Origin of the sequence: Veillonella parvula, from assembly GCF_032550495.1 — a bacterium.
Lineage (GTDB): Bacteria > Bacillota > Negativicutes > Veillonellales > Veillonellaceae > Veillonella > Veillonella parvula_G.
Window position 1 is genome coordinate 283,729 of record NZ_JAWFZJ010000001.1, and the last position, 12,984, is coordinate 296,712.

Annotated in this window: 16 protein-coding genes; all 16 read left to right on the plus strand. The window is 37.8% G+C overall.

Annotation, left to right across the window (positions count from 1 at the left end; all coding sequences use genetic code 11):
* The first annotated feature begins 7 nt into the window (after positions 1 to 7).
* The 16 genes from gpmI (at position 8) to E6X37_RS01450 (ending at position 12,949) form a co-directional block, all read left to right on the plus strand.
* Entirely contained in the window at positions 8 to 1,534 is a 1,527-nt protein-coding gene (gene gpmI, locus E6X37_RS01375) for a 2,3-bisphosphoglycerate-independent phosphoglycerate mutase (RefSeq protein WP_105086770.1), read from the plus strand.
* A 117-nt stretch (positions 1,535 to 1,651) separates the two neighbouring features.
* Positions 1,652 to 2,935, plus strand: a complete 1,284-nt coding sequence (gene eno, locus E6X37_RS01380; RefSeq protein WP_316689395.1) for a phosphopyruvate hydratase — start codon at positions 1,652 to 1,654, stop codon at positions 2,933 to 2,935.
* 188 nt (positions 2,936 to 3,123) lie between these two features.
* Positions 3,124 to 4,134, plus strand: coding sequence for a GspE/PulE family protein (locus tag E6X37_RS01385; RefSeq protein ID WP_105086769.1), 1,011 nt, complete (start codon positions 3,124 to 3,126; stop codon positions 4,132 to 4,134).
* A complete protein-coding gene (locus E6X37_RS01390) occupies positions 4,118 to 5,137 on the plus strand; it encodes a type IV pilus twitching motility protein PilT (protein ID WP_105086768.1) in 1,020 nt (339 codons plus the stop codon). Before E6X37_RS01385 ends, E6X37_RS01390 begins: the two co-directional genes overlap by 17 nt.
* A gap of 8 nt (positions 5,138 to 5,145) precedes the next feature.
* The gene (locus tag E6X37_RS01395; RefSeq protein ID WP_105086767.1) at positions 5,146 to 6,321 is read left to right on the plus strand and encodes a type II secretion system F family protein; all 1,176 of its coding nucleotides are present in this window, start codon (positions 5,146 to 5,148) and stop codon (positions 6,319 to 6,321) included.
* Between the two features lie 36 nt (positions 6,322 to 6,357).
* Positions 6,358 to 6,804 (plus strand): competence type IV pilus major pilin ComGC, encoded by a 447-nt coding sequence (locus E6X37_RS01400; RefSeq protein ID WP_004697182.1) that lies wholly within the window; start codon positions 6,358 to 6,360, stop codon positions 6,802 to 6,804.
* Between the two features lie 53 nt (positions 6,805 to 6,857).
* Positions 6,858 to 7,400: a prepilin peptidase gene (locus E6X37_RS01405; RefSeq protein ID WP_105086766.1), complete on the plus strand. Its 543-nt coding sequence runs from the start codon at positions 6,858 to 6,860 to the stop codon at positions 7,398 to 7,400.
* Positions 7,379 to 7,840 carry a hypothetical protein gene (locus E6X37_RS01410; protein WP_004697487.1) on the plus strand — a complete coding sequence of 154 codons (462 nt, stop codon included), beginning with the start codon at positions 7,379 to 7,381 and terminating at the stop codon, positions 7,838 to 7,840. Before E6X37_RS01405 ends, E6X37_RS01410 begins: the two co-directional genes overlap by 22 nt.
* A 7-nt stretch (positions 7,841 to 7,847) precedes the next feature.
* Positions 7,848 to 8,204 (plus strand): hypothetical protein, encoded by a 357-nt coding sequence (locus tag E6X37_RS01415; protein ID WP_004696139.1) that lies wholly within the window; start codon positions 7,848 to 7,850, stop codon positions 8,202 to 8,204.
* Positions 8,201 to 8,872: a hypothetical protein gene (locus tag E6X37_RS01420; protein WP_105086765.1), complete on the plus strand. Its 672-nt coding sequence runs from the start codon at positions 8,201 to 8,203 to the stop codon at positions 8,870 to 8,872. Before E6X37_RS01415 ends, E6X37_RS01420 begins: the two co-directional genes overlap by 4 nt.
* Entirely contained in the window at positions 8,853 to 9,260 is a 408-nt protein-coding gene (locus tag E6X37_RS01425; RefSeq protein ID WP_004697137.1) for a hypothetical protein, read from the plus strand. The genes E6X37_RS01420 and E6X37_RS01425 overlap by 20 nt, the downstream gene beginning before the upstream one ends.
* 9 nt (positions 9,261 to 9,269) lie before the next feature.
* Positions 9,270 to 10,124 (plus strand): hypothetical protein, encoded by an 855-nt coding sequence (locus E6X37_RS01430; protein ID WP_105086764.1) that lies wholly within the window; start codon positions 9,270 to 9,272, stop codon positions 10,122 to 10,124.
* Between the two features lie 322 nt (positions 10,125 to 10,446).
* On the plus strand, positions 10,447 to 10,704 hold the full coding sequence (locus E6X37_RS01435) for a hypothetical protein (protein ID WP_232055008.1): 258 nt from the start codon (positions 10,447 to 10,449) through the stop codon (positions 10,702 to 10,704).
* A complete protein-coding gene (locus E6X37_RS01440) occupies positions 10,694 to 11,101 on the plus strand; it encodes a hypothetical protein (RefSeq protein ID WP_042986426.1) in 408 nt (135 codons plus the stop codon). The genes E6X37_RS01435 and E6X37_RS01440 overlap by 11 nt, the downstream gene beginning before the upstream one ends.
* A 119-nt stretch (positions 11,102 to 11,220) precedes the next feature.
* Positions 11,221 to 12,063, plus strand: coding sequence for a shikimate kinase (locus E6X37_RS01445; protein ID WP_060918894.1), 843 nt, complete (start codon positions 11,221 to 11,223; stop codon positions 12,061 to 12,063).
* Positions 12,035 to 12,949, plus strand: a complete 915-nt coding sequence (locus E6X37_RS01450) for an ATP-dependent 6-phosphofructokinase (protein WP_278618208.1) — start codon at positions 12,035 to 12,037, stop codon at positions 12,947 to 12,949. The genes E6X37_RS01445 and E6X37_RS01450 overlap by 29 nt, the downstream gene beginning before the upstream one ends.
* Positions 12,950 to 12,984: the final 35 nt, after the last annotated feature.

Genomic DNA, 12,984 nt, shown 5'->3' on the forward strand with positions numbered 1-12,984 from the left:
GTTACAAATGGCTAAATTAGAGGCTCCCGTAATGCTAGTCATCCTAGATGGCTTTGGCTTGGGGGATAAATCAGACACAACCAATGCTGTAGTACAGGCGAAGCCGCTCTGTTTTAATCGATTATGGGATACGTATCCACATACAACATTAGAAGCATCAGGGCTTGCGGTAGGCCTTCCAGAAGGTCAAATGGGAAATTCTGAAGTTGGCCATTTAAATCTTGGCTCTGGTCGCATAGTGTATCAAGATTTGACTCGTATTACTAAAGATGTCGAGTCTGGTGAGTTTTATAATCGCCCTGTTATGAAGGAACTATACGAAGTAGCTAAGAAGCAAAGCTTACATCTTATAGGTCTAGTTTCAGATGGTAATGTGCATTGTTCCTTAGATCATATTAAGGCAGTCATCAAGGGGGCTCATGATAATGGAATCGAGCATGTGTATGTCCATGCTTTGCTCGATGGTCGTGATGTAGCTCCACAATGTGCACAAGGCTATTTAAAGGACTTAGAAACGTATATGGCTGATCTCAATTGTGGTAAAATTGCTACAGTTAGTGGTCGCTATTATGCAATGGACCGCGATAATCGTTGGGACCGCGTTGAATTGGCATATAATGCCATTGTGCATGGTCAAGGTGAAATAGCTATATCTGCATGTGAAGCGGTGCAACAGTCTTATGATAAAGATGCGGCAGATGAGTTTGTACTTCCTACGGTGATTGATGCTGCAGGGACTATCAAAGATGGAGATGCGGTTATATTCTGTAACTTCCGCCCAGACCGTGGTCGTGAACTTACAAAGGCACTAGTGTTACCTGATTTTGATGGCTTTAAAAGGGAGCCACTATCTATATATATGGCAACTATGACAAAATACGAGGATGGTTTGCCCGTACATATTGTGTATGAAAAGGATACATTATCTGAAACATTAGGTGAAGTTCTAAGTGCAGGTGGTTATCGCCAATTGCGTATTGCGGAAACAGAAAAGTATGCTCATGTTACATATTTCTTTAATGGCGGTGAAGAGGAACCCTTTGAAGGAGAGGATCGCATTCTTGTAAAATCCCCTCAAGTGGCCACCTATGATTTACAACCAGAAATGAGTGCTTATGAAGTGACCGATAAGGTTGTACAAGCGATACAAGATGAAACATATGACATGATTATCTTGAATTTTGCAAATCCAGATATGGTTGGTCATACTGGTAGCTTTGAAGCTGCCGTTAAAGCGGTTCAAGCAGTAGATACTTGTTTAGGTCGTATCGTGGAGGCTATTCGTAGCAAGAAAGGTCATCTGTTAGTTACAGCAGATCATGGTAATGCAGAGCTTATGGTTAATCATGAAACAGGTAAGGTACATACGGCACATACAACGAACTTGGTTCCTTTAATTTTAATGAGCGACAGTTTAAAAACAGCTACATTAGAAGCTGGTAAATTATGTGACATTGCTCCTACATTATTAGACTTAGCTGGGATAAAACAACCAAAAGCTATGACAGGTCATAGCTTGGTACATAAAGCATAATATGGAGCTTTCACTATATTAGTAGTTAATTAGAGTTATAAGCCTATAAGGTTTAGCTCAATATATATAATGGCTGTCAGATGGCAGTTATTCCATTAGATTATATGAGGTGAAGAAATGGCAGTAATTGAACAAGTCATTGCAAGAGAGATTTTAGATTCCCGCGGTAATCCAACAGTTGAAGTTGAAGTATGTTTAGAAGATGGTACTATTGCTACAGTAGCAGTTCCATCTGGTGCTTCCACAGGTATGTTTGAAGCCGTAGAATTACGGGATGGAGATAAATCCCGTTATTCCGGTAAAGGTGTTTTAAAAGCTATCGATAATGTAAATGCTAAAATCGGTCCTGCACTTATCGGTTATGATGCGACAGAACAAGTGGCAATCGATAACTTAATGTTGCAATTGGATGGTACCGATAATAAATCTAACCTTGGTGCAAATGCAATCCTTGGTGTATCCATGGCAGTAGCTCGTGCTGCAGCTGAATCTTTGGACTTGCCATTATTTGTATACCTTGGTGGCTTTAATGCAAAAGAGTTGCCAGTTCCTATGATGAATATCTTGAACGGTGGCGCACATGCTGATAATAACGTAGACATTCAAGAATTTATGATCATGCCTGTAGGCGCTAAATCTTTTGCAGAAGCTCTTCGTAGCTGTGCAGAAGTATACCATACTTTGAAATCCGTACTTCACAATAAAGGTCTTAGTACTGCAGTAGGTGATGAAGGTGGTTTCGCACCTAACTTATCATCTAATGAAGAAGCATTAGAAGTAATCTGTGAAGCTATTAAAGCTGCTGGTTATGAACCAGGAAAAGATTTCAAATTGGCACTTGATTCTGCATCTTCTGAATTCTACGAAGGTGGTAAATATAACCTTGCTGGGGAAGGTAAAGTTAAAACAGCAGCTGAAATGGTAGATTTTTACGAATACCTAGTAGGCAAATATCCAATCATATCCATCGAAGATGGCCTTGCAGAAGAAGATTGGGAAGGCTGGAAATTGTTGACAGACCGCCTTGGTGACCGCGTACAACTTGTTGGTGATGATTTATTTGTAACTAACACAAAACGTTTGGCTCGTGGTATTGAGCTTGGTGTAGGTAATTCCATTCTTGTAAAAGTTAACCAAATCGGTACTCTCACTGAAGCTTTCGATGCTATGGAACTTGCTAAACGTGCTGGTTACACTTGCGTAGTATCTCACCGCTCTGGTGAAACTGAAGATACATTCATTGCTGATATTGCTGTAGCTGTAAATGCTGGTCAAATTAAGACTGGTGCACCGGCTCGTTCTGAACGTGTAGCAAAATATAATCAATTACTTCGCATTGAAGAAATGTTATACGAAACAGCTCAATATAAAGGTAATGACGTTTTTTATAACTTAAAATAAGATACGTTATATCTAATAGTCCAATAAGGGCGCCCTTTGGGGCGCCTTTTTTGTATGTCTAAAAAAAGAAAAGTTTTCGCTTCGTGGATTTTTAAAAATAAAAGAGGGATTTAGAGGCTGATGTCGAAACCTATAACGCCATACGCTAGTGTGAGGTAAAAACATACCGCAAGGTATTGGAGGTGACCATGTATGTAGACGTAACATTAGACGATATTATCTTGTATGCTTTAGAACACCATGTAAGTGATATCCACCTTGATCCCGTTGAAAGTGGTGCTCATGTTCGGTTGCGACAAGATGGACTGCTGCAACATTACATGACTGTATCATTTGAAGAAGCTGAACTCATTATCAACCGTATTAAGGTTTGTAGCTCTCTAGATATTAGCGAGAAGCGTTTACCACAAGATGGGCGTTGGTCTTGGAGTCATAAAAATAAGTCTGTAACGATGCGTGTATCTACATTGCCTAGCCTATACGGAGAAACCTTAGTATGTCGCCTTATGGGAAATGAAGGGAGTCATAAAGACTTAAAAGAATTAGGCATGCAGCCGGATATCTTTGAGCACATTGAACAATTATTAAAACGTCCTTATGGATTATTACTTATCTGTGGACCTACAGGCAGTGGTAAGACAGCTACTTTATATGCCATGCTTCGCATGTTAAATTTAGACGAAACTAAGCTTATCTGTCTTGAAGATCCTGTAGAAGCTGAAATCAAAGGGGCTATACAAATTGGTATTAATGAAAAGATTGGATTTACCTTTGCCAAAGGTCTTCGCTCTGTATTACGGCAAGATCCAGATACGATTATGATTGGTGAAATTAGGGATAAGGAGACCGCAGAGTTAGCCGTTAAGTCTGCTTTAACGGGGCATCGCGTATTATCTACTATACATACCAATACAGCTATAGGCGTTGTAACGCGACTCATGGATATGGGCGTAGAGCCGTACTTAATACGGGCTACTTTAATGGGGGCTATTGCACAACGGCTAGTACGAAAATTTGATGGTACATCATATCAGGGACGGACTGCTCTATTTGAATACTTAGAAATACCAGCTAATTCGGCTCATTGGGACGAATTGGAAACACATTTATTATTGTCATTAGAAGAGTCTGCTCGTAAGGCCGTATCTCAGCATGTTACATCTATAGAGGAGGTGCATCGTTGTGGACTCATGCTGTAAACGTGAAAGTTTAGAAACTATTGTAGAAAATGCAATACAACTATCATCAACAGATATTCATCTACAATGTGGTCAGCCTATCTATTTGCGACATGGTGATGGATTAAAGGCTACTTCATTTATGTGTACTACAGAATTAATCGAGGATATATTGCGCCGTTGCGGTATAGCATCCTATGAATGGCAGTCTCTTGATGAGGCTTGTTCCTGTTGTGGTGTGCGTATTCGTGTTCATCTATATCGAGCTAATCAGACCATATGTGGTACATTGCGATTACTTTGTCATCAGCAACTTAAGTTAGATGATAATAGTGAAGGTCAGTTATTACAAAAGCTATGTGAAGCACATGATGGTCTATTGCTTGTTTGTGGTCCTACAGGCAGTGGTAAAAGTTTTACCTTAGCTTGTTGTATTGATTATATAAATCAGACTATGGAGCGCCACATTATTACCTTAGAAGACCCTATCGAATTTGAGTTTGTACCTAAAAAGTCTTTAATACATCAACGACAATTAGGTGCTGATATTAATACTATGTCAGATGGTATTCGAGATGCTTTACGAGAGGATCCGGATGTCATTATGGTAGGCGAACTTCGAGATCGTGAAACCCTTGAAGCGGCACTTCATGCGGCAGAGACTGGTCACCTTGTAATGGCGACTATGCATACACAGCGTGCAGTGATGGCGGTTCACCGCATGATTTCTCTATTTCCTGGGGAGCAACAAGAAGAGATACGCAATCAAATATCTCAAGTGTTACGGGCCGTTATATGTCAGCGTTTACTTCGATGGAATAAAAAGTTCATTACTATTCGTGATATTTTGCTAAATACCCATGCAGTAGCAAATTTGATACGGACCCGTAAGGAACCACAAATCATATCTATTCAAGAAACGCAACTACCGATGAAAACATTAGAAATGGCTGTGCGAGATGTAAAGGCACAATATGGAGCCCAACAACAATTGCATACCTTGCTTGATCAACAATTATCGTAGGTGAGTATATGGAGGCTTATGAATATGTCGTAAAAAATAATCAAAATGAAACAGAAAAAGGTTTGATGTGGGGGGATTCAGAGCAAGAAATTGCAATACGGTTAAAACGAGATGGCTATAAAATTTATAGGATATCGTTGCAGAATGAAAAAAAGAAACATAAATGGAATCATACTATGGTGGTAGATGTGACTTATCAATTAGGTCTACTCATTGAATCTGGTGTTCCATTACGGCGTGCCTTACAGCTACTCTGCCAGGGAAAACGAGGACTACTCTATACAGCTTTATATGAATCTATAGAGCGTGGTCAGACTTTATCACAAGCCCTACGGCGTGAAGGATGTCCTCCTATTGCTTTGGCTTTACTAGAAAGTGGTGAAGCAGCGGGCACCTTGGGTGAGAGTTTACAATATATATCCCGTCACTACGATTGGGAGAGGCAGCTGAAACAAAAGGTTATGAGTGCTATTTCTTACCCTTTATTTCTTCTTCTGATGATGAATATATTTTTTCTAGTCACCATTTTGTTTATTATTCCTTCGTTTGAAAAGGTATTTACCACTATGCATATTACATTACCTTTGATGACGCGAGCTCTTTTTGCATTAGGACAAGGGTTAAAATCGCATCCTTTAATGGTAATAGCTATACATTGTGTTGTAATAGGTTCCTTAGCATTTGCTTATAAACAGCATAGTATAAAGTGTAAAGTACATCGTTGGCTTTGGCTGTTGGCTCACCGATACCAATGGAGTACTTGTGTGTATTATACAAGTATGTTAAAAGTTTGGGCTCTCTTACTAGATTCTGGTATTTCTATCATTCAAACCATGAATATTACACGCCCTTTGTGGGGGAATATATATGGTGTTGAATGTAGTAAACAGGTGGAAGCAAAGTTATTATCAGGACACTCACTGGAAGAAAGTTTGCGTACTGGTCAGATAGGAAATGCTTTTATATGGCAAATGGTCTCCATTGGAGAAGAGAGTGGTGAATTAGTAAAGATGTTAAACCACTGTGGCTGCTACTATGAATCTATACTTTCAAAATATATTGCCCGTTTAGAACGATTGTTGGAACCGATTTTACTAACCCTAATGGGAATCGGTGTAGCCGTATTAGTTGTATCTGTTATGTATCCCTTATTCACGTCCATTGCCAACTTAGGAGGGCAATAGACAATGTTATTACTTAACTATTAAAAGGAGAATATTATGAAGTCTGTTATGCATATGATTCATGGAGTGAATCATCGATTAGAAATGTGCGGTCAATGGGTCGTAGATCGATTACATATTTCTCGTGTTCGAGAAGGGTTTAAAAAATCGAGAAAAGGCGGATTTACTCTCGTTGAATTAATGGTTGTAGTAGCGGTTATCGCTATATTAGCGGCTATTGCAATGCCACAATTCTTATCTGCAGCGGATAAAGCTAGAAATGCTAAAGAAACAGCAGATATTCAAATTATAAAAAATGCCACTCAATTGTATATGATTGATAAGAATGTTGATACACCTCCAACAGTAGAAAATCTATATAAGGAAGGTTATCTTACTGAACATGTTAAGACTGCAAAAGGAAAAGAATACACTATTACTTATGAAGTTGTCAGTGGTGGGACTTCAAAATCTGTTGTTGTTAAAGCACCTAATGAGCCTTAATTAACTTGTATAGATTATGAATTATATACGTTAGTTATATGAAAGGACAAGGTATGAAAGGGACTAATTATGTAATAGGACTTTTGGTATATATAGCATCTATATTGTTACCTATTATAGTTTCATCAAAAACAATATCTTATACTCACATTGCTTTGTATGCTGTGTTTTCACTCATCATCATAGCAGGTGCTACCATCGATATGCATTACTATATATTGCCTGATGAAGGAGCATTGGCTCTTGTAATAGGTGGCATTATATATAGCTATATAAATGATCAATCTATGTTAGTAACCTTATTAAGTGTTATCAGCGTAGGTACTATTACATATGGACTTCGTTTGATTAGCCGTAAAGGCTTTGGTATAGGCGATATTAAATGGTTTTCTGCTATTGCAATATGGCTTACTCCATGGGAAATTATATGTTTCTTTTACGTAACTTTTTGTGTTGGTTCTCTCTATCTCTTACTCACCGGTTATCGTAATCGATATATCCCATTTGGTCCCTTTCTATGCTTTGGCGGATGGTGTGCCTTACATGGTGGTTCCTATATGGAGGTGCTTTATCAATGGTTAAGGTGCAACTTATAAATCGTCAGAGTGGATCTTTATTGGCGGAATGGATTATTACTATTGGTTTAATCTTATTGCTCATCTCCATTGCCTTACCTATTGTGACAACACCTAGTCGTTATACTTTAAATGGTGCTACGCAAGAGGTGGCGTATATGCTCAAGAAAGTTCAACTGTGGTCTATGTTAGGGCATAAATCTAATGGTAAAGGAAGAATGCTTTTTATTTTAAATAAGGATAGTTATACATTAGAGGAAGATGTTAATCATCATACGGTAAACATATTATTACCGCAAAATATTGAGAACGAACGGTCTATGACAATTATTTCTTTTTCGGCCTTAGGCTTACCTTATGATGGGACAGAAATTATTTTGAAAGATCGTGAAAGTGGTGAGAAAAATCGTATATGGATATCTGTACAAACAGGGCGAATTAGGTGGGAAGAAGTGCACTGAAGGATTTATGTATGGTGATGCCTTAATATCAGCTGCTATAATCATGCTCATTTTACCTATTGTATTATCTATATTTTGGATGGCTACTCTTACGGTATATAAGGCGTATTATTGGGATCATATATTGCAAGATACCATAACGTATTTAGAAAAGGCTAAAGCTTCTTATTATAAAACTGGAACAATAGAAGCAGGTGTATATAACTCTCAATTCACTATGAGTCCTAGTGAAAAAATTACTTATAAAACACATATAAAGCCTGTAGTGATAGAAGGTGTATCTTTACAACGATTAACAGTAGATGCCATCGATAATCAATCTGTTGTCTACTCTCTATCAGTTGATTTGGAGGGGATACATTGAAGGGCGAGGATATAGAAAAGGTAATTGGAAAGAACAAAGAATATAAACAGAATCCTATAGCAAATAAGAATAAAAATAATAATAAGAAAAATAATAGTAAGAATAGAAATAATATGGGATTTATTTTGTATTCTACGCTCATTAGTATGACGATTTCTGTCATAGTTCTTACCATATTGTTAGGCATCGTATTCTATGCAGTTATGTGGGATGCTAAATTACTAGATAGTGTAGCTATGATGGAGGATGGTCGATATACACGGCGGATGGTTGTGGCTCAAATGATATGGAACCCTGTGAAGGTTACTGTAGAAGACCATAATAAGAGTTTATATATTCACGATACAAAACGTACAACCTTAACTGTACAACGTCATGCACTATACAGAAAATTAACAGATAGTAGCTTGCAGCCTGTCAGTGGCAGTCGAATTGTAGGAACTACAGATAAACGAAATGTGGGCTATACTCAGGAATATCCTTTTAGTGTAGATACTAATGGGACCGTGTATTTGCGCTGGTATATTAACAATCGTTTTGTTAATGATAGGAAATATACAAGTGGTTATGGAGGACTAACCATATATGAGGTCTCCATTGGACAGAGTGCTATTTATGATTGGTATAAAAGTAAAGAGGAGACAAGTCATGAACATAGGAGCCCATAACGCGGGCTTTATTACATATATAGCGATACTTACGATGTCCTTTTTATTACTATTAGCTTTTATGGGGCTGCGTATAGGACAAATATGTGAAAGTAATGTGGTGGATGAATTGCATTTGGAAGAAGCTCATTACGCAGCACAAAGAGGTGCTCATTGGTTTGTGGGCTATTGTAAATTAGGAAATGTATGGGACTTTCAAAATAAACTTGTTGTAATAGATGATGAAAATGTAGAGATTACTATTGAAGCGGACAGCTCAACAGATAATCCGCGTCATATTATGAGTTATGGAAAACTGAAGAATAGTGAAATCGTGAGTCGTGTACATATGTATGTGACCGTAGATAAAGAAAAACATATGCATGTTATAAAGGTAAAACCTTATTGAGGTGATTCTATGAAACGAAAAAAGAAAATACATTCTGGAGTATGTATAACTGATGAACATATTGTATGTGTTACCGCTCATATAGAAAATAAAACAATGGTCATTACTGATGCGTTAGAAATGAAGCGTACAGGACCTATTGATGAAGACGTTACAAAATTTATAGAAACGTATGATTTAGATGAAGGGGCATATAGTATTGTTGCTAATATTGATACACAAATGCATGTAGCACCTTATGATCCTCATGATTTTGATATGAAGGAGTTTATAAAGTGGAATATAGAGGACTACTTTAGCTTTGATGGGGATAGTTTCCAAATGGATGCTTGTCGCCGGGAATATCCACGACACAATTATCATATGTTTATGGTGGCTGTAGATCGGCATTCACTAGAGCTTTTGAAGCAAGGTATACGAGATACTTATGCACCCGTTGATGTTATTGATTTTTGGCCTATTCCTATTTGTTATTGCTTGATGCGGCGCAGCGGTACTGTAACAGGTGTTGTGGAAGAAGGCGCCATGCATTTATGGCTTTGGTGGAATGATATATGCATTCAAGAGTGTATTGTACCTATTACTGGTAGCGATGTAGCTGAAGCTATGGATAAGTTAGAAGTGAGATTACAAGACTTTGGTATAGATGAGATACAGGGAATTCGGATGTATGGGTTAGAATCTATAACAAATGAAGAACGGACAGATATGGAAGGTATAATTTCCATGTATGGAGAAACTGAATATATTCCATTATTATTCTTAGGTCGTGGCCGTAATCGTTGCAAGCAAGGGCAATTAGATTGGGACATGGCTATTGGTATGGCGGCAAGGGGGCTTAAATGGATTGGATTGGGCTGGTAAGGACAGATGTATTAATTTAATGCCTCGCTCGTTACGATGGCATAGTTTATGGCATACCTATCGATACCTTCTTTATGGGATAAGTCTTATATACATTATAGTAGGGCTTGTTACTATATATAGTTGTTGGTCAAGCTATCGTAGCTATGAAAATCGAAAGATAGACATTGTGCGATTGCAAGCAAATGCTCAGTATCAAGAAATACATCAACAATATGGTGAATTAATGGAAATAAGAAATAAAATAATAAAGAATAAAATCCTTAAGAATCAAACAGATATATTACCCAATACAATGGTCCTATATATTCTTGATGCCGCTATGTCAGAACATATTAGTCTACAGCATCTTAGCATTAAGGATGGGCGTATCAGTATAGATGGTATAGGTACGAGTGACGAAATGTGTCGTAAATTTATTGCTATTCTCCAACAAAAATTACTAGGGATGGAGTGTCATGGAACAGTTAAAGCAGATAAAGGTGTTTATACATTCCATATGGACGGATCTAAAAGAGAGCACAACGTATCAGGTCGAGAGAATATTAACGGGCCTAGTGTTGTGGGGGATGCTCATTAGCCTTTCTATGTATGGGCATATTTATTTTGAAGACAAAAATAATAGCTTAAAAAATCAACAAGATAATTATAATATACAAATGAATGCTGAGTCAGATTATATAGTGTCTAATGAAGCAAAACTATTAGAATCTTTTACACGGAACAAGACATCTAATACGAGTTCTAATACAAATATTTTTGATTCCTTGCAAGGAGAACCATTAATGATTGTCAGTACTGATGAGCATGAAGGTATACTAGAATTAACAGTATTAGGTAGTACAGAGCGTATGATTAACTGGATAAATACTGTTGAAGAAAAGGATCCTTCACGCCGTATAGAAATAGAAGATATAGAACGTAAAGGTAATGTAGTTTATGTGCATTGTGCAATTAAATCGATTATAAAACCTTAATGAAAATCGGGTGTACTGTATAGAGACAGATTATAGATTTTATGTCTATAGTCTGTCTTTGTTTTTGGACCATTTTATAGTACAATGAAGGATATGTAATGATAAGGGGCACATAATAGATGATAATAAAACGGAATATTATGCTCATCGGTTCTATGGGAAGTGGCAAAAGTCACTTTGGACGGAACCTTGCAGAACGCAAGGGTTGGCAATTTGTAGATACCGATCGCGTATTAGAAAGTCGTTTTGGGTTGCCCATTGCTGAGATTTTTAAAAAGATAGGAGAAAAAGCATTCCGCCGCGCCGAAATGGATGTACTAAAAAAGGTTTGCTTATACCATGAAGCAGTGATTTCTGTGGGTGGGAATTTTCCTATTGAACATCGCACCTTAAAGGTATTAAAAAAATATTCCTATATTATTGGTATCCGAGCTGCACAATTCCGTATTGTCAGTCGGGTGAATCGCCGTGTTGGGAAACGGCCTACCATGGACTATAGTAATGTGAATGCCTTTGTACATGCTATGATACAATCGTGGAAGCCCGTGTATAAGCAGTGCGATTTTGTACTAGATACAACAAATGGCCGGACCTATGATTTTATACAGCGTATTGAGGATGAATTAGATGCCTCAGATGTGCAATTTAAAGCAAGACGTCAACCCAATGATATAAACGATGTAGATGCTAAAGAAGCATCTGAAGATATACAATTTAATAATCAACAAAGTAGGAAAAAAGAGATTTCTGAAGCAGTATCAAAAAGAGCAATGTCTAATAAAATTCGTTATGATAAACGGTATAAACAAAAGACTTCTAATCAAACGAATAAAAAAGGTAAGGCACATAGTATATCCAAACAACGTACACCACAAGGGGGTAATGGATATGAGAAGAATCGCAATACTAACAAGCGGCGGAGACGCACCTGGAATGAACGCCGCCATAAGAGCGCTAACTAGAAAAGCTATACATGAAGGTTTTGAAATGTTTGGTATTGAACGTGGCTATTTAGGTATCATTGAGGAAAAGATATTTCCCTTATCGAATCGAGACGTTGGTGGCATCATAACACAAGGTGGTACGATGCTGAAAACAGCACGTTTTCCAGAATTTCAGAATGAAGAAATTCAACGCAGAGCTTATGATATTTTGAAAACTTATGACATTGACCATTTGGTTGTTATCGGTGGTGATGGCTCCATGCGTGGTGCTACAAGTTTATCTAAACTTGGTATGTCTACTATGACCATTCCATGTACGATAGATAATGACATGGGTGGTACACAATATACGATAGGCTATGATACGGCTCTTAATACGGTAGTTGATGCGGTTGGGCGTATTCGTGATACATCAAACTCCCATGAACGTGTAGCTATTGTGGAGGTTATGGGGCGCAAAGCTGGACATATTGCATTAAAGGCAGGCCTAGCTTGTGGGGCAGAAATAGTTTTGGTTCCTGAAAATCCCATGCCTTTACATGCGGTTTGTCGTCATTTAAAGGAAACACAAATTCGGGGTAAAGAATATAGTGTTATCCTCGTTGCAGAAGGTGCCTATAACAGCGGTGAGGTGAAAGCTTTTATCAAGGAGCATACAGAATTTGATCCTAGCCTAACTGTGTTAGGCTACTTACAACGTGGCGGTGGTCCATCGGCATTTGATGCTATTTTAGCGGCTCGCATGAGTGAAGTCTGTATTGATTTATTGATGAGTGGTGTCGCTAACCGATTAGTAGGTTATATAGATGGTCATATCCGTGCACTATCTTATGAAGAGGCAGAACGTCTTGAATTTCCAATTGATGAGAAGGATTATAGATTATTGTCAATATTGAGTAGTTAATGGCCCGTAAGGGCCATTTTTTATATATCATAATT